The 23,194-nt window shown below is 36.8% G+C and carries 16 protein-coding genes and 1 tRNA gene; all 17 read right to left on the bottom strand.

All coding sequences use genetic code 11. From position 1 onward, the window contains the following. Nucleotides 1–236: 236 nt before the first annotated feature. The 17 genes from NBT05_RS08630 to NBT05_RS08550 all read right to left on the bottom strand — a co-directional run bounded on the left by NBT05_RS08630 (nucleotide 237) and on the right by NBT05_RS08550 (nucleotide 23,182). Nucleotides 237–1,661 (bottom strand): glycosyltransferase, encoded by a 1,425-nt coding sequence (locus NBT05_RS08630; protein WP_265773085.1) that lies wholly within the window; start codon nucleotides 1,659–1,661, stop codon nucleotides 237–239. A gap of 505 nt (nucleotides 1,662–2,166) precedes the next feature. Next, the gene (locus NBT05_RS08625; protein ID WP_265773084.1) at nucleotides 2,167–3,696 is read right to left on the bottom strand and encodes a RagB/SusD family nutrient uptake outer membrane protein; all 1,530 of its coding nucleotides are present in this window, start codon (nucleotides 3,694–3,696) and stop codon (nucleotides 2,167–2,169) included. Between the two features lie 35 nt (nucleotides 3,697–3,731). Next, nucleotides 3,732–6,782 (bottom strand): SusC/RagA family TonB-linked outer membrane protein, encoded by a 3,051-nt coding sequence (locus NBT05_RS08620; protein WP_265773083.1) that lies wholly within the window; start codon nucleotides 6,780–6,782, stop codon nucleotides 3,732–3,734. 713 nt (nucleotides 6,783–7,495) lie between these two features. Further along, nucleotides 7,496–7,834, bottom strand: coding sequence for a DUF418 domain-containing protein (locus NBT05_RS08615; RefSeq protein ID WP_265773082.1), 339 nt, complete (start codon nucleotides 7,832–7,834; stop codon nucleotides 7,496–7,498). 104 nt (nucleotides 7,835–7,938) lie between these two features. After that, a tRNA-Arg gene (locus tag NBT05_RS08610) sits at nucleotides 7,939–8,012 on the bottom strand. A gap of 123 nt (nucleotides 8,013–8,135) precedes the next feature. After that, entirely contained in the window at nucleotides 8,136–8,585 is a 450-nt protein-coding gene (locus NBT05_RS08605; RefSeq protein ID WP_265773081.1) for a GatB/YqeY domain-containing protein, read from the bottom strand. 97 nt (nucleotides 8,586–8,682) lie between these two features. Beyond that, nucleotides 8,683–10,725 (bottom strand): cell division protein FtsZ, encoded by a 2,043-nt coding sequence (ftsZ, locus tag NBT05_RS08600; RefSeq protein WP_265773080.1) that lies wholly within the window; start codon nucleotides 10,723–10,725, stop codon nucleotides 8,683–8,685. A gap of 132 nt (nucleotides 10,726–10,857) precedes the next feature. Next, entirely contained in the window at nucleotides 10,858–12,276 is a 1,419-nt protein-coding gene (gene ftsA / locus NBT05_RS08595) for a cell division protein FtsA (protein ID WP_265773079.1), read from the bottom strand. A gap of 7 nt (nucleotides 12,277–12,283) precedes the next feature. After that, a complete protein-coding gene (locus NBT05_RS08590; protein ID WP_265773078.1) occupies nucleotides 12,284–13,000 on the bottom strand; it encodes a cell division protein FtsQ/DivIB in 717 nt (238 codons plus the stop codon). Then, nucleotides 12,997–14,346, bottom strand: coding sequence for a UDP-N-acetylmuramate--L-alanine ligase (gene murC / locus NBT05_RS08585; protein WP_265773077.1), 1,350 nt, complete (start codon nucleotides 14,344–14,346; stop codon nucleotides 12,997–12,999). Before murC ends, NBT05_RS08590 begins: the two co-directional genes overlap by 4 nt. Next, on the bottom strand, nucleotides 14,346–15,437 hold the full coding sequence (murG, locus tag NBT05_RS08580) for an undecaprenyldiphospho-muramoylpentapeptide beta-N-acetylglucosaminyltransferase (protein ID WP_265773076.1): 1,092 nt from the start codon (nucleotides 15,435–15,437) through the stop codon (nucleotides 14,346–14,348). Before murG ends, murC begins: the two co-directional genes overlap by 1 nt. Nucleotide 15,438: 1 nt before the next feature. After that, nucleotides 15,439–16,653 (bottom strand): FtsW/RodA/SpoVE family cell cycle protein, encoded by a 1,215-nt coding sequence (locus NBT05_RS08575; RefSeq protein ID WP_265773075.1) that lies wholly within the window; start codon nucleotides 16,651–16,653, stop codon nucleotides 15,439–15,441. A gap of 98 nt (nucleotides 16,654–16,751) precedes the next feature. Beyond that, nucleotides 16,752–18,134: a UDP-N-acetylmuramoyl-L-alanine--D-glutamate ligase gene (gene murD, locus NBT05_RS08570; protein WP_265773074.1), complete on the bottom strand. Its 1,383-nt coding sequence runs from the start codon at nucleotides 18,132–18,134 to the stop codon at nucleotides 16,752–16,754. Nucleotides 18,135–18,139: 5 nt separating this feature from the next. Further along, nucleotides 18,140–19,369, bottom strand: coding sequence for a phospho-N-acetylmuramoyl-pentapeptide-transferase (gene mraY / locus NBT05_RS08565; RefSeq protein ID WP_265773073.1), 1,230 nt, complete (start codon nucleotides 19,367–19,369; stop codon nucleotides 18,140–18,142). Nucleotides 19,370–19,406: 37 nt separating this feature from the next. Then, nucleotides 19,407–20,873, bottom strand: a complete 1,467-nt coding sequence (locus tag NBT05_RS08560) for a UDP-N-acetylmuramoyl-L-alanyl-D-glutamate--2,6-diaminopimelate ligase (protein ID WP_265773072.1) — start codon at nucleotides 20,871–20,873, stop codon at nucleotides 19,407–19,409. Then, nucleotides 20,870–22,810, bottom strand: coding sequence for a penicillin-binding protein (locus tag NBT05_RS08555; RefSeq protein WP_265773071.1), 1,941 nt, complete (start codon nucleotides 22,808–22,810; stop codon nucleotides 20,870–20,872). The genes NBT05_RS08560 and NBT05_RS08555 overlap by 4 nt, the downstream gene beginning before the upstream one ends. A 54-nt stretch (nucleotides 22,811–22,864) precedes the next feature. Further along, on the bottom strand, nucleotides 22,865–23,182 hold the full coding sequence (locus NBT05_RS08550) for an FtsL-like putative cell division protein (protein WP_265773070.1): 318 nt from the start codon (nucleotides 23,180–23,182) through the stop codon (nucleotides 22,865–22,867). Nucleotides 23,183–23,194 lie beyond the last annotated feature (12 nt).

The following is a 23,194-nucleotide window of genomic DNA, read 5'->3' as shown; positions in this document are numbered from 1 at the left end:
TGGGAGCTTACGCTTAGTAAAACAAAAATACGAATAACTTACAATTACATGTACTATATTAATAGAAGCTTTCTACCATATACAAAATCATCGATAAAATTACATTTATAGAAATCTATTGAACCTTAGAATAGTACCACAATTTTTTTAAATAATAACACAAAGAAAAGGGATTCTTCTGATTGAAGAACCCCTTTTACATTATTTAAGTTGGATTAAATATTGTTTATGGTATACTAAGAAGAAACTGCAACTACTTGTTGTGTATCTGTAATAGTAATATTTTCTGGTTTTTTATCTGTATTCTCAGGAAGGTCACGTGTTAACCATCCGCTTCTTCCTGCGGTTGCAATGGCATATGGAGTAATCCAAAATAAAGAGAATGCGTAAAACAAACTGTATGGATATGCCCAGAATGCTTCAGACATGCTGTGTTTCTTACCGTAAAATAAGGCTTGTAAACTTGAGAATACTAAGATACTAGCCATGGTTGAACTTAAGAATAGCACTGGATAGGTAATCAGGAAAAATAACATTAAAAGTACCCCGGGATAAGCCATGACCATTTTTAACCATTGGTTAAGTAACAATATTCTGGTTCCGGTTTTTGATCCGTCCCTAAAATTGGTAAAAGCAAATCTGCTCATAGCAATATTCTCTCTAACATTGCTTCGCTCCCATCGGGTAAACATTTTATATAAGTTTTTGTATCGCTCAGGAATATTGGTATACACATGGGCGTCTCTTTGAAAAAATACCTTATACCCCTGTTTTAAGATCATATTGGTCATAGCACGATCTTCTCCAATTTTAGATACTTCTCCCATAAAGGTTTGATTAATCCAGGCTTCTCTACACTTGAAAACCGCTTCTCTTCGATATGCCGACAATGCTCCGGGAGTACATAATACCGACCCTAATGTACTCTGCGCTGATCTTATAAATTCAAAGCTAAAAGCAAAGCTTACATTCAACATACGAGGAATCAATGCTTTTTTACTGTTCAATACTTTTACATTACCCGCAACTGCTCCGCATTCCTTATTTACTACAAACGGACTTGCCATTATTCGTAGTGTATCTTTTTTTACAATAGAATCACTGTCTACCGTAATAAATACATCACCCATACCTAAATTAAAACCTCTGTAAAGTGCATGGCGTTTTCCCATATTTTTAGGTTGTTGGTAGATAGATATTCGATTTCCTAATTCGAATTTTGCTTTTTGCATCCATTTCCAGGTATCATCTTTACTTCCGTCATCAATAGATATAATTTGTAATTTTTCACTAGGATAATCACTGGCTACTAAACTTTTTAAAGTCTTATAAACCAGCTCTCCTTCATTATATGCCGGTACAATTACCGTACATAGAGGCAATTCTTTGTTAGAAACGGATGGTATTGCTTTATACTTTACGTACAAACTTAAAATATAAACCAAGAAAGCAATTTTTACAACTAACAGCGTAGTTCCTACAATAGTCAATCCTATTCCCCATGCTGTATTTAGGCGTTCTAAATAAATAGCTTCAAAATAAGGGTTTAAAAAATAAAAAAGGGATACAGCTCCAAATAAAAGTGTAAAAGTCCCAACTAATATAATCGTTGATGATGAATTAGAAATAAATTTTTCTAAACGATTCTGAAATTCATTCATTTTCATTATGTTTTTAGATAGTATTTGATCTGATGACCGGTTCATAAATCTTTTTTCTTTTTCAAATAAGAAAAGACAATTGTGGTGCCAGGTAAAAATCATCTGAAAATCAATTGATTATATAGTTATACAGGTTTAGGATGTGTACATTTTTTACACAGGTGTAGATGTCCCCACCCACATTTATGTGTAGAAAATATAGGGAAATAACAAATGAGGATTGAAATATGAGTAAATAGTACTTATGAAGGCTATCCAAATGAAGTATTAGTGAACACCGTTACATTTAAACAAGAACAGTTCTTTATAAGAAGGAAGGTGCTTAAAACATTTTAAGCAAGCATAAATAGTAGAGAAAAGGATTTATTACCTGCAATCAGTTTATAATAAATATATTAAAATTTAAAGATATAAAAATAGCAGTGAGCCAAAACCTGTGGCTCACTGCTTTTAAATTAAGTGATTTTACTTAATATCTATTATCTAATTATTTTAAGACTTCTATTTAATTTGCCAAATTAGGATTTTGAGCTACTGCCGCTGCTGGAATCGGTGCAAAGTAATTACTAGGTTCAAGACTTCCGAGAATAGGATTGTGCTCATCAATAGACCCACTTACATTACCACGCTGAGAAAGTACTTCAGCTACTCTTTCTCTTCGTACCAAATCATACCATCTTAAGTATTCTCCTGCAAATTCCCACTTGCGCTCTGTAAACGCTAATTCTGCAATATCACCCGAGGTTATATCCACACTTGCATCCGGAATATTAAAAGGTAAGCCAGCAGCTCTTCTACGAATTTGATTTAGGGCCTCCCAGGCTTCCGGAGTGACATTACCAGTTAAGCCTGAAGCCTCAGCGTAAATTAATAAGATTTCAGCATAGCGCATGATAAAATCATTTCTATCTGTAAATAATACTGTCGGATTTATATCACCAATAGGACCTACTAATTTCTTAAATACCGGACTTTTTTGAGAATTAAAACTTCTCCAATCTAAATCAGTCCGGTAGGTAGCCTCTTTTCTAGGTCCTTCCGGAAAATCTTCAAAAAATTTAATTTCCCCAAATGTTTCACTAAAGCCACTAAAGTCCGCAGGATATGCAAATCTAACAAATTTTCTATTTGCAACTTCAATACCTTGACATCCGCTTGCACAAAATACCGAAGTAAATAAAGATTCTGAATTAAAACGACCCGCTACTGTCCATAAATCTTCTAAATCATTTACCAGTCCAAAACCATGAACAGTTGCATTATCCATCACATCTTTAGCCATACTCGCAGCCATAGTATATCTACTTGCATCTTTTAAAGGGAACCCAGCCCAGTCCATATATAACCGTGCCAAAATAGCTTTAGCAGAACCTTTATTTGGCCTAGGAGCTCCAGCAAGTACTCCAGGATATATGTCCGGAAGCCTTTGCTCAGCTCCCATTAAATCTGATTCTATCTGAGTATAGACCTCTAAGATAGAAGATTTACTAATATTTGGGTCCGGTATTCTTGTAAGAGGTAAAGGAATTTCTCCATGAATCCGGGTCAAGTGATAAAACATAAGAGCCCTTATAAAAAGAGACTCACCAATAAAACGATTCAATAGCTCCTGATCAATAGTTTCCAGACCAATTAAACCTTGAGATCTGTCCAGCACCCCGTTAACTGTATTGATAACATTTAAAACATCTCTAAAATTATCTGAAAGCCTAGAATTAGAAGATAACACAACGCGTTGATCAAATTCCCTAAACTCATTTTTATTAAGTGCCCTATGGGTAGTAATATCATCACCTGCCCAGGCTGGTGCATAAAAAGTGGTTGCACGAGAAGCTAATAATACCTGAGCGTAAATACCTACTACACTTCTCTCCATCTCTTCTAAACTACCAAAGGAATCCGGAGGCCTATTAAATTCTAAAGGATCCGGATCTAAATCCGCACATCCTTGAAGTACTAATACAATAGTCATCAAACAGGAAAAACCAAAAAACCAAGTTCTCCCTAAAACTTTATTTAAATTATGTGTGTTCATATTTTATTATTAAAATATTAATCTCTTTTATTTTATTAAAATGTTACTTTTACCCCAAAAACCCCTGTAGTAGGATTAGGATAGGTTCCCGCATCGATCCCTGCACCAGCATCATCGTTAGCGGTTTCACCTCTAGCTGTTCTTACAGTTGATGAAACCTCAGGATCATAGCCACTATAATCCGTAATAAGAACTAAGTTCTGTCCACTTACATAAAGCTGCAAACTGCTCACCCCCTTTATAATTCCTTCGTTAAAAGTATAACCTAATTTAAGGTTACTCAAGCGTACAAAATCCCCTTTTTCTACCCAACGAGAACTATTCAATACATTTGTTGCGTCCACACTTGGTATATCCGTTTCATTTTCAGGAGTCCAACTATTAATACGAGAAGGCGATAAATTACTTCTATTACCCCCATTTCCGCTTATCGCACCTGTTACCTGATTATAGACATCAAATCCAAAAGCTCCGTTAATAAAAATATTCAAATCCCAATTTTTATAGGTAAACGTATTATTAAGCCCCATGGTTAAGGTAGGTAAACCATTTCCAATAGCAGTAAGTTCCGGAGCATTATTTTCATCTAACCTAAACCTTGGACCCCCTGGTTGACCTGCCGGATTACCAGTTAAAAGATTTATCGGAATGTCATCTGTTGATTTCCAGGTTCCTAAAAACTCTAAACCATAAAAGGTACCTATAGGTTCGCCTATTTGAATTACATTTAATCTTGCTGAATTTCCACTGAGACCTGCAATATTCCCTGGGATGAAATCTATATCCGGATCGTTCAACTTAGTCACCTCATTTGAAAGTTGAGATGCATTAAAGTTAGCTTCCCAGCTAAAGTTTTCGTTTTGAATGATGCTAGCTGACAATACCAGATCAACTCCTGTATTATTTACCGTACCGGCATTGATAAAATTTCGGATAGAAGTACCTGGCAGAACAGTTTGAAGTAATAAATCTTCGGTATCCTTATTATACCAATCCAATGATCCGGTAAAGCGATTGTTAAAGAAACCGAAATCAATACCTATATTGGTTTGCGTTGTAGTTTCCCAAGTCAAATCAGAGGTACCTTCCTGATCCTGAAATTCACCTACTATAGCATTTTCCCCATCGAAGGATGCACTCCTACCGCCACTAGTTGTTGAAAATCGGGCAGCAGCATTAATATTTTGATTTCCTACTCTACCCCAACTTGCTCTTAGTTTTAACGCTGAAAATGTATCACTATCTTCTATAAAACCTTTATCCGCAAAATTTAACGATATGGCTCCCGAAGGAAAATAACCCGTTCTCTCTCCTGCTGCAAATCTTGAGGATTCGTCAATCCTCATAGATCCGGTAAGGTATAAAAACCCGTCGTAGTTATATTGCAATCGTCCAAGATAGGACTCAATAGCTGTTTCGTTACCGTTGTTAAAAAAATCTTCTGTATTGCTTTGATCTGCAAGAAATAGACTCTCAACGTTTATATCAGATACTAAATAACCGTGTTCAACTTCCCGATCGCCTTGAAACTCGTAAACGCCGGTAAGATCAAAGTTATTTTTACCAAATTCCTTGTTCCAGTTTAAGATATTACTAACCTGGTAAAAAGTAGAATTAAGATTTCTATAACCAAGATTTGAAAAACCATTAGCCTCAAAGTCACCTTCAATCCTAAACGATTCCCTGGCGCTATTACGTGTAGAGACAGCACTTACTAATGCATAACTGAAGTTGTTCGTAAGGTTATATTTACCATTTAACGTAATATTTAAACGGTCTGTAGTTTCTTCGACTTCACTGAGTTCCAATCTTCGAATTGGGTTAAACGCAAAGTTAGCCATCTCATTAATTGATCTTAGTGTAAAATTTCCATCTTCATCACGTACCGGAGTAGTCGGATCATAGGTTATTGCCTGTAAAATACCAGTTCCACCAGAAGTATTGAATGCATCCTGATTATTAGTAACGCTTTCCCTGCTAGCTGTAATATTAGCCGCCAGGCTAAATTTATCATTAAAATCTTTACTTAGGTTTGATCTAAATGAATATCGATTGTATTCTGAGGTAATTTGCGTTCCAGTTTGATCAATATAGTTACCGGAGATAAAATAACGCAAATTATCTTCACTAGCACCGCTAATAGCAATCTGGGTATTACTGGTAATACCAGTTTGAAAAATCAGATCCTGATAATTAATTGGGTTTGCTTCAAAATTTGCTATATCCGCCTCAGAAAATGGAATATCCGCAGGGTCATTAGCTGGGTCATCAAGATGCTCCTGATTTTGAACTCTCGCAAATTCTGCAGAAGTTAGGGTTGGTAACCTTTTTCTAACAGTTGAAAAAGATACAAACTGTTCTAAGGAAACTCTAGCTTTACCGGAACCTCTTTTAGTAGTAACCAGTATCACCCCATTGGAACCTCTGGAACCATAAATAGCCAGTGCAGAAGCATCTTTTAATACTTCAATAGATTGGATGTTGTTAGGGTTGATAGTTCTTAAATCTCCGCCAAAAACTCCGTCTATTACCACTAAAGGATCGTTATTACCAGTTATAGAGTTTACCCCTCTTACCCGTACTTTAATACCTGCGCCCGGTTCTCCGGATCCTGCCACGGTTACCCCGGCAGCCCGACCCTGTAAGGCATCCTCTACTCTGGTTAAAGGTTGATCTTCAAATTCCTTAGCAGTCACTTGTGATAAGGAACCTGTTAAATCACTTTTTCTGGTAGTACCATATCCAATTACGACAACTTCGTCCAGTATACTGGCATCTTCTGATAATTGAATACTAAGGTTTGTTTGATTTCCTACGGTTACCTGTTGTGATACATAACCCAGATAAGAAATAATAAGTACATCGTCCGCTGATGCTTCAATAGTAAAATTACCATCAAAATCAGTTTGTGCACCAGTAGTAGTACCTCGAATTAAAACATTTGCTCCGGGGATAGGGAGCCCCTTTTCATCCGAGACCGTCCCGGTGATGGTTTGTTGCGCTATTAAAGGTTGAAAGCTAGCGCATAACAGAAATAGCATCATAACAATGCCTATTCCTGGAATCTTAAAAGATTGCGTTTTCATAATAAGAGTAATTTTAGTTAAAAGGTTTTAAGTTAATTTAAATTTAATGTGATGTATGTAAGAAGTTTTATTTTGTATTTCTAAATTTCAAATTTAGATTAGGTTTAAGTTAAAGATTTGCAAACTTAAGAAGTTAAATGCTATTATTTAAATTATTTTAAGCTTAAAATTTTTAATAGAGACTGACTAGACAGAAACCGGATCGGTATAAAATAAAAGATCTCCCCAGTTTTTAAATTTTATTTTCTCTTAAATAAAATTTACAATCCCGAACTATTTCCTTATCATAAAATCATTGATTATCTTAAATGATTCTTTTTTTATAAGACAGGTTTAAAGATGATGAGTTATTAGAAAAAGCCCTAAAACATATGGTCAATATGCTACAACGAATGATTGAGTTTTAAGTTAAAAATGCATTACTACTTCCTAAAACCCTATTAGTAAGCTTTTAATTAATTTATAAGTATTTGAATAATAGATTTTTATCGTCTTCTATTATTGCAATATTAGTAGATTATTTCTACTTCCTTTCTAGATATCTACTGGTAAAACAAGGTCTTATCTAATTTTATTTTGAATAGCAAACTCACGCTTTACTGGATTGCACTAAAACCAAACTGTTAACTCATTTCTATATTTCGAGCCATTTGACTACTTACTATTTAGTTAATCTGGTTGCGCGCTTTTTATATGCTTACCTTCACTATAAATTATCTATCATTTATCCAGGTAAGTTTTCTCCATATTTTTTCCAGAGGCCCTTGTCTATATTTACTCAACCACCAATTAGAAAACAATATTTGAAGGTAAAGACATAATAGTCCGAGGATAAGACAAAATAGTGCCCCGCAGTATTTATATAAACCAAATCCCCAACCGTAATACAAAGTAGTCCCTATAATGGACATCAAAACATAATTAGTTAATGCCATCCTACCGAAATTAGAAAATTTGGCTATCCAAACTTTTCCATCATTATGTTTCCAGAGAATAACAATACCTGCTAGAAACACAAACATTAATGAGAGTTTGGAATAAGTAGCGATCATAAACTTCACTTAATAGATAACTATGCTTTTAACTTATAGCTCCTAATTTAGATACTCTTCTAAACACAAAACCGCGCCCTTTTGGACACGGTTTCTTGCATATGTGACCCCGACAGGATTCAAACCTGTAACCCTCAGAGCCGAAATCTGATGCGCTATTCAGTTGCGCCACGGGGCCCTATTTCCGCGTATGCGGAAACCTTTTAAAATTTTTCTCTTAACAAACTATTAAGAGCTATTTTTTATATTTCACATGCAATGAAAACTGACAACAATCAACTGTCAACTATTTTCACCGACACTAACTTAACTTCTTTTTTACAATCACTGAAATGGTTTTTCCATCTGCCTTCCCAGCCAATTTAGCATTCGCCTGTCCCATTACCTTCCCCATATCTTTCATGCTTTCTGCTCCGGTTTGACTGATAATATCTTCAATTACCTTTTCAATCTCCTCCTCGCTCATTTGTTCCGGTAAAAATTGGGCAATCACTTCTGCTTGGTCTAATTCGGGTTGTGCCAAATCATCTCTTCCCTGTTCGGTAAAAATAGCAGCACTATCCTTACGTTGCTTCACCAGTTTTTGCAATAATTTCAATTCCTGGTCTTCACTCAGTTCTTCTTTGGCACCACTTTCCGTCTGAGCTAACAAAATAGCTGATTTAATGGCACGTAATGAAGTTAACGCATTGGTGTCCTTCGACTTCATAGCTTCCTTCATTTTAACCATTACCTGATCTTGTAAACTCATCTGCTTGTAACCTGTTTTTCGGATTGCGAATATAGCTAATAATTCAGAATTATGAATTCAGAATTATGAATTTATTGTATCTGCAACACTTTTTAAATTAATCTACATTATCATGCAAAAAAGAATTATTCTTTCTTAATTGGATATTGTTATCGCTATCCGTATGCAATGAAGTCCTGGAAATATCTTTTGAAGGTGGTTTTGAATCCACATCAATTCCCGCTCTTTTGTATGCTGGCTCTTTTTCAATATCATCTATCTGCGAAGCGTTATTTCTAAATTTATAATTAAATTCTTTCATTTTAGCCCTTCGCTCTGCAGTTCTGGCTTTTAGAATTTCAGAAATGGGTTGATCTGTCGGATCTTCGTCTAAAGCAGCTTCATCACTACGATCAATATCAATTTCTTTCTTCTCAATTTTTAATTCTTCATCTACCTCCTCCGGTTTTGCATTTATCAATCTTTTTTCTTCTTCCATGTAATCTTCCAGGCTATGTCTGGTCACTGATGACGAAGAAACATCTTGAGTTCCGGTAAAGTCAAAAGGATTCTTAGATTTATTTGGTGAAATGTCATCTGTTAGCTTATGGATAATAGGCTTAATTTCTTTTTTATTATTAGGATTTTCTGACTTGTTTGCTTGTAGGTTGGAAGGCTTGGGCAAACTATCCGGGTCCTGAGAGGGCATATCAAAGGATAATCGAAACTGTTCTTTGGTCTTTTCTTCTGCTAACCTTTCTTCTTCGGCCAACTTTTCCTTAGCTTCCCATCGGGCATTCCGTTCTTCTACTTCTTTAGCATCCTTTACTTCTATCTCGCTTAAGATATCCTGCGCATTGATAATTACAAAATTATCTTCTGGCGTAAAATCTGACACTTCTTCTACATCTACCACTTCTACATTTTTTAAGAATTGGGTAGTTGGTAATAATAAGGTTTCTTTAATAGTTACTTCTTCGTCTTCTACCAGTTCATGTTTGATAATTTCCGGTTCTACAGGGGGCGGTGTTTTTTTAGGAATTGGTGACACTTCCGGACTGATTCTGGAAGTAGTCGAAGATAACTTAGGTGTTAAGTTTTGAGCAGCCATCTTTTGTTCATCATCCAGGGTATGAATAATTTTTTTACTTTCCGTATTAACAATCTCATCTTGTTGGTCGATATCAAAACCCGTGGCAATAACAGTTACAGAAATCGCATCATCCAGGGATTCATCTTCGCCCACCCCCATGATAATATTGGCACCATGCCCAGCCTCAACCTGAATATGATCGTTAATTTCTCCGATTTCATCAATGGTAATTTCCTCTTTTCCGGAAACAATTAATAACAAGACATTCTTTGCCCCGGTAATTTTATTATCGTTTAATAAGGGAGAATCTAGTGCTTTGGCAATAGCATCATTTGCCCGCTTGGCCCCAGAAGCATGAGCTGACCCCATAATAGCCGTACCGCTGTTACTCAATACGGTTTTTGCATCTCTAAGGTCAATATTCTGGGTATAGTGGTGGGTAATTACTTCGGCAATTCCTCGGGAAGCAGTAGATAAGACCTCATCAGCTTTAGAAAATCCGGCTTTAAAACCTAAATTCCCATACACTTCTCTTAATTTATTATTATTAATGACCACTAAAGAATCCACATGCGAGCGTAATTTCTCCACACCTATCTGGGCTTGCTCATTTCGCATACGTCCTTCAAATTGAAACGGAATGGTGACAATTCCCACTGTCAATACATCTAGTTCCCGAGCCATTTTTGCAATAATAGGAGCAGCTCCGGTACCGGTACCTCCTCCCATACCTGCGGTAATAAAGATCATTTTTGTATTGCCTTCCAGCATGTTCCGGATATCTTCATAACTTTCTACTGCCGCCTGCTCTCCTACCTCAGGATTAGCACCTGCTCCCAATCCTTCTGTTAAGGAAACCCCCAACTGAATTTTATTAGGGATCGGACTATTTTCTAAAGCTTGTGAATCCGTATTACAAATTACAAAATCCACTCCCTTAATGCCCTGTTGAAACATATGGTTAATCGCATTGCTACCGCCACCGCCAACACCGATTACTTTTATCACATTAGACTGATTTTTGGGGAGGTCAAACGAAATATTATCAAAATCCTGGTTCATATTCATAACTGCTGCTTTTTATTCTTTTTATATACTTTATGGGTTAGGTTGGTTTTTATTCTTTATCGCTATACATTTTGATAAAAGGACTTACCGGACAATTTCTTTACACCTGCCTACTGGTAGGTAGGCTCAGTCCTATTCTGCATTGTCCAAAAATTCTTTGAACTTCTCTGTCCATTTTTCTAAAATGTTTTTTCTGGGTCGTACATTTTTTCTTCTGGTTTCTTCTGCTAATTCTGCTTCCTGCTCTTGCTTTATATCTTCATGAATAGTTTGTTCTGAAGAACGATCATCGGTAATAGGTTCATTTGTAGCTTCCGGTTGATCAGATGAAAAAGTATTTTGAGAAACCACTTCATCTCCCTCCGTATTTTTAACATATCGATCCGCATGTTCCAGGCTATCCATGACTAAGCCAACCGCTGTAGCATACATCGGACTTGTCGTTTCAGGATCACTATTACCCGCCAGGTGTTCGTTAGGATAACCGATTCGCGTATCCATCCCGGTAATATATTCAACCAATTGTTTTAGATGATTTAACTGTGATCCGCCTCCGGTTAATACAATCCCGGCAATCAATTTCTTTTTCGGGGATTCGTGCCCGTAATTCTTTACTTCCAGGAAAACCTGTTCAATAATTTCGACTACCCTTGCGTGGATAATTTTAGAAAGGTTTTTAAGGGTAATTTCTTTAGGTTCCCTTCCTCTTAACCCGGGGATAGAAACAATCTCATTATCCTTATTTTCACCTGGCCAGGCAGAGCCAAACTTAATTTTTAGCAATTCCGCTTGTTTTTCGATAATAGAACAACCTTCTTTAATATCTTCGGTAATTACATTTCCACCAAATGGTATTACGGCAGTATGACGAATAATTCCATCTTTAAAGATAGCCAGGTCTGTAGTACCGCCCCCTATATCAATCAGAGCAACTCCCGCTTCCTTTTCTTCCTGGCTTAGCACTGCATTTGCAGAAGCTAAAGGTTCCAGGGTCACTTCGGATAGTTCGAGTCCTGAACTTTTAACACAACGCCCGATATTCCGAATGGAAGTAACCTGTCCTACCACAACATGAAAATTAGCTTCCAGACGCCCCCCGTACATACCTACCGGTTCTTTTATTTCGGCTTGACCGTCTACTTTAAATTCCTGGGGCAATACGTGTAAAATTTCTTCTCCTGGCAGCATTACCAGTTTATGCACCTGATTGCAAAGGGTTTCTATATCCTCTTCGTCAATAACTGCATCTGCATTAGGACGTGTAATATAATCACTGTGTTGTAGACTACGGATATGCTGGCCTGCGATACCTACTGTCACCCGGTCAATGCTAATTCCGGAAACAGCTTCTGCTTCTTGTATGGCGTGCTGTATGGATTGAATAGTCTGGGTTATATTGTTCACAACTCCACGATGTACCCCTAAACTTCTGGACTTACCAATGCCCATCACTTCCATTTTACCGTACTCATTATATCTACCTACCATCGCCACAATCTTTGTGGTTCCTATATCCAGGCCTACTGCTATTTGATTTGTATCTGTATTCATACGGAAGTTATTTAAGGGTGCAAACCACTTGATTCTTAAATGCTAAATTCACTTTACTATATTTTTCTAAACTCTTATCTTTTACCGCTTTTTGATAAAAAGCTTTAAAGTTTTTAAACTTTTCTTCCAGGTTTTCTGCTGTTCCTACAACTACCTTAAAGTCCAGTGCCCTGATTCCTAATTCATAGGTATGTGCTGATATTCTTGAAATGTCAGTTATATGCTTTTTTAAAAATTCATCCTGCCATATCTGTTTTACCAATTTATAAACTTCGGGCACCTCCATCTCTGACACTTGATATACCATAGGTACATGCGCCGTATAACTTTGAGATAAAGGCATTCGTTTTCCGGTAATATCTATGTAATAAGGAGTACTTGCATCTACTCTTGCTATCGGTGTTTTTTGTTTAATTATGGCGTTAAGTTGTCCGTTTACAGAGACATACACATCAGATTCTTCAATAAGTTGATGGGCATCTAAGGCGGCTTCGGCGTTGTTCAAAGCTAGAATTTCTTTGCCAATATTTGCAACTCCGATTTGATTTTGTATTAACAATTTATCAACGGATAATTCATTAAGATAGGGGTCTTGTTGATCCACAAACTTTATTTGTAAATCTTTTACTCTTCGATTTTTGTTCCGCTGATCAGCGAAAGCATACATACCGCCTAGTACAACGATAAGTACCATCATTTTTAGAAACTGCATCATTCTCTTCATTTGGTTGTTAGTATTTTTTTAATGGTTGCTACTTCTTCCCCAATATCCCCGGCTCCTATGGTCACCCATACATCCGAAGGATTATTTATGATTTGTGTTTCCAGTTGTTGTTTTGTAATATATTTTTTATTTTTTGAAGGTATTTTTTCTAATAACCAATGAGCATCAACCCCTTTAATAGGTAATTCCCGTGCCGGATAAATATCCAGCAACCAGGTATGATCAAATTTTGATAAACTTTTACCAAAATCATTTGCAAAATCACGTGTTCTTGAGAACAGGTGCGGTTGAAAAATAGCCGTTACCTTTTTACCTGGATGCATCTCTCTGATTGCCTGATGTAACGCATCAATTTCTGTAGGATGATGTGCATAGTCATCAATATATATTAAATCTTCTTGATTAATGTGATAAGAAAATCTTCTTTGTACGCCCTTAAAACTGGTTAAAGCCTTTGCCAAAGCTTCAGATGGGGATCCATAAAGCAATGCCATTGCAAAGGCTGTAACCGCATTTAACAGGTTATGTCTTCCTGGTAGGTTTAAATGCAGTTTTATTATAAGAGTTTCGGGAGTTTTAAGATCAAATAAGTACGTACCGTTTTTTGCTTGTACATTTATGGCACAATAATCAGCATTATCTTCAATACCAAAAGTAAGTCCGTCAAGCGGAAGTGCTTTTTTTACTAAAAGTTGTTCTTTTACTAAACTCCCAAACGCCACAAAGGACTCTGTAAGGGCGTCTGCTTCTTTATAAATATCCAGATGGTCCGCATCCATTGAAGTAATGGCTGCAATATCCGGGGATAGTTGTAAAAAGGAACGGTCAAATTCATCTGCTTCTACCACAATCACATCCGTACCGGTCATAACCAGGTTAGAATGATAATTTTCGCTAATACCACCTAGAAATGCGGTGATACCTACCCCGGATTCTTTTAAAAGATGCGCCAGGATTGCCGTTGTGGTCGTTTTACCATGCGTACCAGCTACCGCCAGTGTTTTATATTGTTTTGTAATTTCTCCCAGAAGTTCCGCCCTTTTTTTTATAGTAAAGCCTTCTTTTTTAAAATATTGAAATTCTTTATGATCTCCGGTAACTGCAGGAGTATATATAATCCAGGTAGTTTCTTTGGATAAGAAACTTTTTGGAATTTTTTCTAAGTCTTCCTTATAATGAATAGAAATACCAGAAGTTATTAATTCTTTGGTTAGGCTTGTTTCTGTTTTATCATAACCCATTACTTTTTTATCCAAAGCATATAGATATCGAGCTAAAGCACTCATTCCTATTCCGCCTATGCCGATAAAATAAAAGTTTGATATGTTAGTAAAAACGCCTTGCATTATCTTTTACTTATTTTTTCTATATGATTCACAATCTGTTTAGTAGCATTCGGTTGTGCTAATTTTTTAATAGCTTCTCCCAGTTGTTCTTGTAGTTTACTGCTCTCTAATATCTTCGAAACTACCCCTTCAAACCTGGTATCTAATTCAGGTTCTTTAATCATCCGGGCGGCACCTTTAGTTACAATAGCTTCTGCATTCTTAGTTTGATGATCTTCTGCCACATTTGGGGAGGGTATAAATATTACCGGTTTCCCTACAATACATAATTCAGAAACCGAACTTGCCCCGGCCCTAGATATAATAAGGTCCGCAGCAGCATACGCTAAATCCATTCGGTCAATAAACTGAAACACCTGTACGTTTTGACCATCTGCATAAGTTGTATATTCTGAAAAGTAAAGCGATCCGCATTGCCAGATAAGTTGTACATTCTTATCTTTAAAGAAATCCAGCTCTTTATGTATAAGTTGATTAATACGCCTAGCTCCCAGGCTTCCACCGATGATTAATATTGTTTTTTGAGAAGCATCAAGTTTAAAATAGCTGATGGCTTCCTTTCTTTTATTATTTATGGTCAGTAAATCTTCGCGTACCGGGTTTCCGGTTTTAGCAATTTTTTCTTTAGGAAAAAAACGTTCCATTCGATCATAGGCTACACAAATTAAATCTGCTTTTTTTGCTAACCATTTATTGGTAATGCCAGGAAAAGAGTTTTGTTCCTGTAAAACAGTCGGAATATTTGCTGAACCAGCCATTTTTAATAAAGGCCCGCTGGCGAAGCCACCGGTACCAATAACCACTTCTGGTTTGAATTCTTTTATAATTTGAAAGGATTTCCAAAGGCTAGACACTAGTTTTAACGGAAACGACATGTTTTTAAGGGATAACTTCCGCTGGATTCCGCTAATCCACAGACCTTTGATTGGATAGCCCGCTTTAGGCACTTTTTGCATTTCCATACGATCCTTTGCACCTACAAACAGAATATCGATACCTTCGGAACGTTTTTTTAATTCGTTAGCAATAGCGATTGCCGGATAGATATGTCCACCCGTGCCTCCACCTGATATGATGACTTTTTTTATCATTTTATATTGCTTCCGATAGTATTTCTAAAGGATTTTCTTCATCTATTTGTTTAAGTTCGTCATGACCTTTTTGGTTTTTTACTTCTTCTCGCTTTCTGCTTACGCTTAGTACCATTCCGATGGCTAAACAAGTCATCCATATAGAAGTTCCACCACTACTGATAAGTGGCAAGGTTTGCCCTGTAACCGGAAATAGCTCCACTGCTACAGCCATGTTAATCAGCGCTTGATATACAATGGGTAATCCTACGCCCATTACCAACAACTTCCCAAAGACATCCGTACATTTATAAGCAACGATGATCAATCGAAATAATAGAAGTAGATATAGAAGCATTAAAAAGATACCTCCGATCAATCCCCATTCTTCAATGATAATGGCATAAATAAAATCCGAAGAAGACTGCGGTAAAAAGTTACGTTGCACACTTTTTCCAGGACCTTCCCCAAAGACGCCTCCCCTGGCAATGGCTATTTTTGCGCGTTCTATCTGGTAATCTTCTTGTGTGGTCGTACCATCCATAAAGTTTTCAATCCGGCTCTCCCAGGTAGCCACCCGGTTTGAAAACGCATCCGGAAAGGCCTTTGCTGCTAGAATAAAAACGGTCAAGGCAAGTACACCCATACCTAAAATTAAAAACAAATATTTTAAAGGATATCCTCCTAAAAAAACCAGGACGATAACCATAGAAAAAATAATGGCAGTAGTTGAAAAGTTTGCCGGAAGAATTAACATTAGAATAATAAATACTGGTACCCATAAAGGTAAAATGGTCTCTTTGAAAGTGATCACTTTATCTTTAATTTTAGAAAGGTAACGGGCTACATACCCCATTAAAACTACCGCAGCTAAGGTTGAAGTCTGAAAAGTCACCCCTACAATAGGAACCCGAATCCATCGACTGGCATTAGCCCCGCCGATAGTTGTATTTTGTGCCATAGTAAACAAGAGTAACAAAACTACTACCGGCAGCATGATAATTGATAATCCTTTAAAATAATGATACGGTATTTTATGCACCCCATACATAATGGCAAAGCCTAACACCAAATGTGCAAAATGTTTTATTAGAAACACAAAAGTATTCCCGTTACCGTATAAATAAGCCAGGTTACTACTGGCGCTATACACTGGCAAGAAGGAAAAAAGAGCCAAGAGTGCTGCTACGGCCCATATGGCGCGATCTCCTTTTATATTCTGAAAAATGGCATTCATTTATATTATTTTTAAATAGGTCCTAGACTTGGGGGTCTAATTATCTGTTCATTATTATTTTATTTTAAGTTGATTATGTGCGTTTATCTTACTATTCTTTATAATTCCCTAATAGCTTCTTTAAATTGTCGTCCTCTTTCTTCATACCCATTGTACAGGTCAAAACTAGAACAGGCTGGTGAAAGTAATACGTTATCATTACGCTCTGCCAAACCATATGCCATACGTACGGCTTCTTTCATAGATTGAGTTTCTAAAATCGTATCCATACAATTTTTAAAACTTTCAATAATCTTTTGATTATCAATCCCGATGCAAATGATCGCTTTTACTTTTTCATTTACTAACGGATACAATGATGTATAATCATTTCCTTTATCTACGCCACCTACAAGCCAAATGGTGGGGGCTTTCATAGTTTCTAACGCATACTGTACCGCATTTACATTGGTAGCCTTACTATCGTTGATATATCGTACGTTGTTGATACGCAAGACATCTTCCAGACGGTGTTCTACTCCTTGAAAACTTTCCAGGCTCTCACGGATGGTTGTTTTCCTGATTTTTAACAATTGAGAAACGGTAGCCGCAGCCATTGCGTTTTTTACATTGTGATTTCCTTTTAATGATAAAGCTTCTCTTGGCATACTTATTTTATTATGATCTATGTTTAGTGTTATATGATTGTCTTGCACATAAGCACCTTTATCCAGTTCTTTATGAAGTGAAAAAGGAATTTTCTGCGCCTTTGTTTTATTATTTTCTAAGTGATTGGTAATATTAGGATCATCCGTATCAAAAATGAAATAGTCATTTCCGGACTGATTCACTGTAATATTAAATTTGGAAGCTATGTATTTATCAAACTCATAGTTGTACCGATCCAAATGATCCGGACTGATATTTGTAATCACTGCAATATGAGGTGCAAACTTTTGAATTCGGTCTAGTTGAAAACTACTGATTTCTAATACGTAATATTCCGCATCTTCCTGATATACCTGTTCCGCAAAACTTATTCCGATATTGCCCGCCATTTTCACCTTAAATCCTGCGTTTTTAAGAATATGATAAGTAAGCATCGTAGTGGTTGTTTTACCATTACTTCCGGTTATCGCTATCAGTGTAGCTTCGGTCAGTTGAGAAGCAAATTCAATCTCATCAATGATCCGGATATTTTTTTCTTCAATCTTTCGGATAAGTGCTACCGTATCCGGAATACCCGGGCTTTTAATTACTACATCCGCATCCAGAATTTTAGATAAGGTATGTCCGTTTTCTTCCCAGGCTATACCTGCTTGCTTTAATTTATGTTTTTCGACTTCGGCAATTCCCGAAGCATCCGAAACCCATACGTTATAGCCCTTTTGTTTTGCTAAAAGTGCTGCCCCGGTGCCACTAATACCCGCACCCAGTACGACCAGCTTTCCAGCTGATGTTACGGGTGTTATATTTGTATGTAGTGACCTATTTATACTCATGACGTTTATCTTACTTTTAAGGTAATAATGGCTAATAAGGCTAAAAATATACCGATGATCCAGAATCGAGCTACTATTTTACTCTCGTGGATTCCTTTTTTTTGGTAATGATGATGTAGCGGAGACATTAAAAATATCCTTCGGCCTTCCCCATATTTTTTACGGGTATACTTAAACCAGCTTACCTGCATCATTACGGATAGCGTTTCTATAAAAAAGATTCCGCAGAAAATAGGGATTAAAAACTCTTTTCGAATGGCGATGGCAATCACAGCAATAATTCCACCAATAGTCAAACTACCCGTATCTCCCATAAATACTTGGGCGGGATAGGTGTTGTACCATAAGAAACCAACCAAAGCCCCGGTAAAAGCCGTAATAAATATGGTCATTTCCCCAGAATTTGGAATATACATTACGTTTAGGTAATCTGAAAAAATACTGTTCCCAGATACCCAGGCAAATAAAGCCAAGGTTAGTACAATGATTGCAGATGATCCCGCGGCTAATCCGTCAATTCCATCAGTAAGGTTTGCTCCATTAGATACCGCAGTTACAATTAATATAACTACAGGAATAAATAATAACCAAACGTATGTTTTGAGGGAAGGATGAATCCATGCCATGACGGCTGCGTAATCAAATTCGTTATTTTTTACAAAAGGTATGGTTGTTTTTAAAGACTTTACTGCTGGTTTAAAATCAGGAATTTCCGGCGAATTTTCTACCAGGGCGGTATCCGCATTAGCTTTTTCTTCCCGAATGGTAATATCTTCGTGAAAATACATTACACATCCCACGATTATTCCAAGACCCACTTGTCCGATCACTTTAAATTTACCAGCCAGGCCCGCTTTATCTCTTTTCTTTATCTTTAAATAATCATCTAAAAATCCAATAACCCCCATCCATAAAGTGGTAATTATTAGTAATAGAATGTAGATATTATCAATTTTAGCAAATAGTAATACCGGAATTAAAGTAGCCATAATAATGATGACCCCTCCCATGGTAGGTGTACCTGCTTTTTCCTTCTGACCTTCCAATCCTAAATCCCGAATGCTTTCCCCCATTTGTTTTTTACGTAAATAGTTGATAATACGTTTTCCGTAAACAATAGAAATTAGTAAGGAGAAGAAGATAGCTAACGCTGCCCGAAATGTTATAAACTGAAACAAAGAGGCACCTGGAAACTGGTACGTTTTTTCTAAGTATTCAAATAAATAATATAACATAAGGTGGTTGTTTTATTTTGGTTTTTTGTGCTTTTGTTTATTTGCCCATGGTGTTTAATACTTCTTTTACAATCTTAAAATCATCAAAATCAATCCGTTCTCCATTAGTCTCTTGGTAGGTTTCATGCCCTTTACCGGCAACTAAGATGATATCTTCTTTTTCTGCCATTTGACAGGCTGTCTTAATCGCCTGTTTCCGATCAGTAATGGTGACTACTTTTTTATAATCGTTTGGGGATACTCCGTTTTCTATTTGTTCCAAAATAGCAACAGGGTCTTCAGTTCTGGGATTATCACTGGTAAAAATCACTTTATTACTTAGCGAGGCGGCAATATTGCCCATTACCGGTCTTTTTTCTATATCCCGATCTCCTCCGCATCCTACTACGGTAATTAAGGTTTCGTTATTGGTACGAATGCTGTTAATGGTTGCTAATACGTTTTTTAAAGCATCCGGAGTATGTGCATAATCTACAATTGCGGTGATTTTCTGATAATCTGAAATCAGATATTGAAACCGACCGCTAACACTATTTAATTCACTGATTAATTGAAGGTTTTCCATTGTTTCTAATCCCAATTGATCTGCTACTCCATAGATTGCTAGTAAGTTATACCCGTTAAAATCCCCTATCAACTTTGTCCAGACCTCGCGATCATTAATATTTAATAGAAGTCCGCTCAAACTATTTTCCAGAATCCTACCCCGATAATTCGCATAAGTTTTTAAGGCATACGCATATTTTCTAGCTTTGCAATTCTGTAACATAAAATCACCATTTTTATCATCCGCATTTGTCAATGCAAATGCAGTTTTAGGCAACCCGTCAAAAAATTGTTTTTTTACATCCCGATATTCTTTAAAACTTTTATGATAGTCCAGATGATCATGGGATAGATTAGTAAAAACGCCACCGGCAAAATGTAAGCCTTCTACCCTCTTCTGTGCAATTCCATGTGAACTCACTTCCATAAAACAAAATTCGACTCCGGCTTGATTCATTTCTGATAAGTAGCGGTTGATGGTCAGTGAATCCGGAGTAGTATGTGTGGCAGGAAATTCCTGAGTATCCACTACAATTTTAACAGTAGATAATAATCCTACTTTAAAACCAGCCTTTTTAAACAATTGGTATAATAAAGAAGCAATGGTAGTTTTACCATTAGTTCCTGTTACACCTACCAATTTTAAATTTTCAGAAGGGGTGTCGTAATAATTGGAAGCTAGAAACGCCAGGGATTGCTGACTATCTTTAACTTTAATATAGGTAACCTGTTCTATGGTTTGTTCTGGTAACTCCTCGCAAATAATTGTTTTTGCACCCTGATCGATTGCTTTTTCTATATAATTGTGCCCATTTAAGATTTCTCCTTTTATGGCTACAAACACATCATTATCTTTCACTTTACGGGAATCAAACTGTATTGCATTTATAGGTACGGCAGTAGTTCCTTGAACGGATTCAAGGCTGACTTTATATAGTATGTCCTTTAACAACTTCATAGTAATTGAAGATTTACCGTTTGACCCTTATTAATGAACACACCCTCAGTAATGGACTGAGTCTTTACTTTTCCTCTGCCTTTGCATTGTACTTTTAAACCCAAATTTTCCAGTAGTGCTACTACATCCATTGCAGGCATACCGGTAACATCCGGCATTTTAGTTTTATAGGTTTGGGCTTTCTTAAAATAGGTTTTATAACTATGTTCAACTGCGGTATTCTCTGCTACTTCCGGAGTTACATAATCTACTACCGGAATATCATTGTATACTTTTAAGGCAATTTTTTTAAATACCGGAGCAGCTACAATATTACCGTAGTATCCTTTTTTCTTGTTGGGTTTATGAATCACAACAATACAAGAATAGCGCGGATTATCTGCGGGAAAGTAACCTACAAAAGAAGAAATATATTCTCGTTCTTTATCTTTTCCATAATTACCCCAGCAAGTACCTGTTTTACCAGCAATTTGAAAGTTCTCTATATGAATATTAGAGGCGGTACCTCGCTTTACCACATTTTCCATCATATGCTTGACAATTCCTGCTGTTTTAGAAGAACAAACGGCAGGGTTTAAAATTTCTTTATCAAACTTTTCTTTGGTTCGATCCCAGGCTTTTACCTCTTTTATAAAACGGGGTTTTATCATTTCGCCATCGTTGGCAATTGCGTTATAAAAAGTAAGGGTTTGTAAAGGGGTCATGGCGACTCCATATCCATGAGCCATCCAGGGTAAGGTTGTACCGTACCAGTCTTTATCCCCGGGATAGGGGAGTTTTGGTTTTCCTTCTCCTTTTATAGATAAACCTAATTTTTTATGAATGCCCATATTCATAAGGCGATTTACAAAGCGCTTTGGATTGTGTTTATAATGCTGATCTACAATTTTAGCAAAAGCCGTATTAGAGGATAATTCAAATGCTTTTGCCGCTGAAATCTTACCGTATCCACCCCATTTAGAATCCTTTACCGTCCGATCATAGAATTTAATACGACCGTTTTCCGTATCCACAACAAAGCTGGAATCAATGACTTTATCTTCCAATGCTGCCACCATGGTCATTAGCTTAAAAGTAGAGCCGGGCTCATGTGCTTCACCTACCGCATAATTTAAACGCTCGTAGTATTTACCGGATTTGGTTCTTCCCAAATTTGAAATTGCCTTGATCTCCCCGGTTTTTGTTTCCATGACTACGACCGTACCATGCTCTGCTTCAAACTCTTCTAATTGAGCCAATAAAGCATGATGGGTAATATCCTGAATATTTACATCAATAGTTGAAATTACATCATATCCATCCTGGGGCTCCAATTCATTAGCATCCCCAATAGGTTTCCACTGATTTTTAGCGATTTTTTGCTTTTTACGTTTTCCTTCTCTGCCTCTTAAAAAAGGACCATATGCACCCTCTAACCCTACCCGGGTATAGTACCCTTGTTCATCTTTACGTTCATATCCTACGGTTCGTTCGGCAATCTTTCCGATCGGGTGTTCTCTTACCGTACGTTGTTCTACGATCAATCCTCCGCGGTTGGCGCCCAATTTAAACAGCGGAAAATTTTTAACCCGCATGTATTGAGAATACCCCATATTCCTACGAATTAGTAAATACCGGTTCTTTTGCGCTCTTGCTTTGCGCAACACTTTATTATAATGAGCACTTGGTTTACCAAATTCCTTTGATAAAGCGTCACATAAAGGCTTTATATGATCTTGAAAGTTTTGATTACTAACGGTCACCGCATCAAACCGGATATCATATTTAGGTACTGAAGTAGCCAACAGATTCCCTTTGCTATCGTACAAATTTCCGCGGTTGGCAGGAATATCAAAAGTCTTAAAAACACGGCTTTCGCCCTTAGCGCGATAGGTATCCCCGTGAACAAATTGGGTATTGAGCAATTTAACCACCACCATGATAGCAAAGATGAACATACACCCTGCCACGAGGTAAAACCTACTTAATATGTGTTTTTCTTTAATGGCCAATTAGCTACCTGATTTAACAATAATTTTTTTAGGCGGAACCGTGGGACGACTAATTCCTATTTCATTCATTTTTGTAATCACCGAAGACTCCATTTTTAACTGCATAAGTTCGGTACGTCCGTCTACAAACTGTGTTCGTAATTCTCTTACTTCATTATTTAGTTTTGCGATTTGATGCACCTTGCTTTCTGCATTATGAGAACTGGCTATCATAACAATGGCTAGAAAGGAAAGAAATAATAACATCCTCCAATTTTTAATGGCATCATCTGCGATTAAGAAATTACCTTTTAATATGTCATAAAATTTAATACTCACGTAGGGTACTTT

This window comes from Aquimarina sp. ERC-38 (assembly GCF_026222555.1).
Taxonomy (GTDB): domain Bacteria; phylum Bacteroidota; class Bacteroidia; order Flavobacteriales; family Flavobacteriaceae; genus Aquimarina.
The sequence above is the reverse complement of the archived record's forward strand: the minus strand, read 5'-3'. Positions and strand labels throughout refer to the sequence as shown.

What these genes read in the sequence shown, in the direction of transcription:
- NBT05_RS08575 (WP_265773075.1), bottom strand. Translation starts at nt 16,653, where the DNA reads ATGAATGCCATTTTTCAGAATATAAAAGGAGATCGCGCCATATGGGCC.
- NBT05_RS08555 (WP_265773071.1), bottom strand. Translation starts at nt 22,810, where the DNA reads ATGTTCATCTTTGCTATCATGGTGGTGGTTAAATTGCTCAATACCCAA.
- NBT05_RS08630 (WP_265773085.1), bottom strand. Translation starts at nt 1,661, where the DNA reads ATGAATGAATTTCAGAATCGTTTAGAAAAATTTATTTCTAATTCATCA.
- NBT05_RS08605 (WP_265773081.1), bottom strand. Translation starts at nt 8,585, where the DNA reads ATGAGTTTACAAGATCAGGTAATGGTTAAAATGAAGGAAGCTATGAAG.
- NBT05_RS08620 (WP_265773083.1), bottom strand. Translation starts at nt 6,782, where the DNA reads ATGAAAACGCAATCTTTTAAGATTCCAGGAATAGGCATTGTTATGATG.
- murG (WP_265773076.1), bottom strand. Translation starts at nt 15,437, where the DNA reads ATGATAAAAAAAGTCATCATATCAGGTGGAGGCACGGGTGGACATATC.
- ftsZ (WP_265773080.1), bottom strand. Translation starts at nt 10,725, where the DNA reads ATGAATATGAACCAGGATTTTGATAATATTTCGTTTGACCTCCCCAAA.
- NBT05_RS08625 (WP_265773084.1), bottom strand. Translation starts at nt 3,696, where the DNA reads ATGAACACACATAATTTAAATAAAGTTTTAGGGAGAACTTGGTTTTTT.
- NBT05_RS08590 (WP_265773078.1), bottom strand. Translation starts at nt 13,000, where the DNA reads ATGAAGAGAATGATGCAGTTTCTAAAAATGATGGTACTTATCGTTGTA.
- NBT05_RS08615 (WP_265773082.1), bottom strand. Translation starts at nt 7,834, where the DNA reads ATGATCGCTACTTATTCCAAACTCTCATTAATGTTTGTGTTTCTAGCA.
- murD (WP_265773074.1), bottom strand. Translation starts at nt 18,134, where the DNA reads ATGAGTATAAATAGGTCACTACATACAAATATAACACCCGTAACATCA.
- NBT05_RS08560 (WP_265773072.1), bottom strand. Translation starts at nt 20,873, where the DNA reads ATGAAGTTGTTAAAGGACATACTATATAAAGTCAGCCTTGAATCCGTT.
- mraY (WP_265773073.1), bottom strand. Translation starts at nt 19,369, where the DNA reads ATGTTATATTATTTATTTGAATACTTAGAAAAAACGTACCAGTTTCCA.
- ftsA (WP_265773079.1), bottom strand. Translation starts at nt 12,276, where the DNA reads ATGAATACAGATACAAATCAAATAGCAGTAGGCCTGGATATAGGAACC.
- murC (WP_265773077.1), bottom strand. Translation starts at nt 14,346, where the DNA reads ATGCAAGGCGTTTTTACTAACATATCAAACTTTTATTTTATCGGCATA.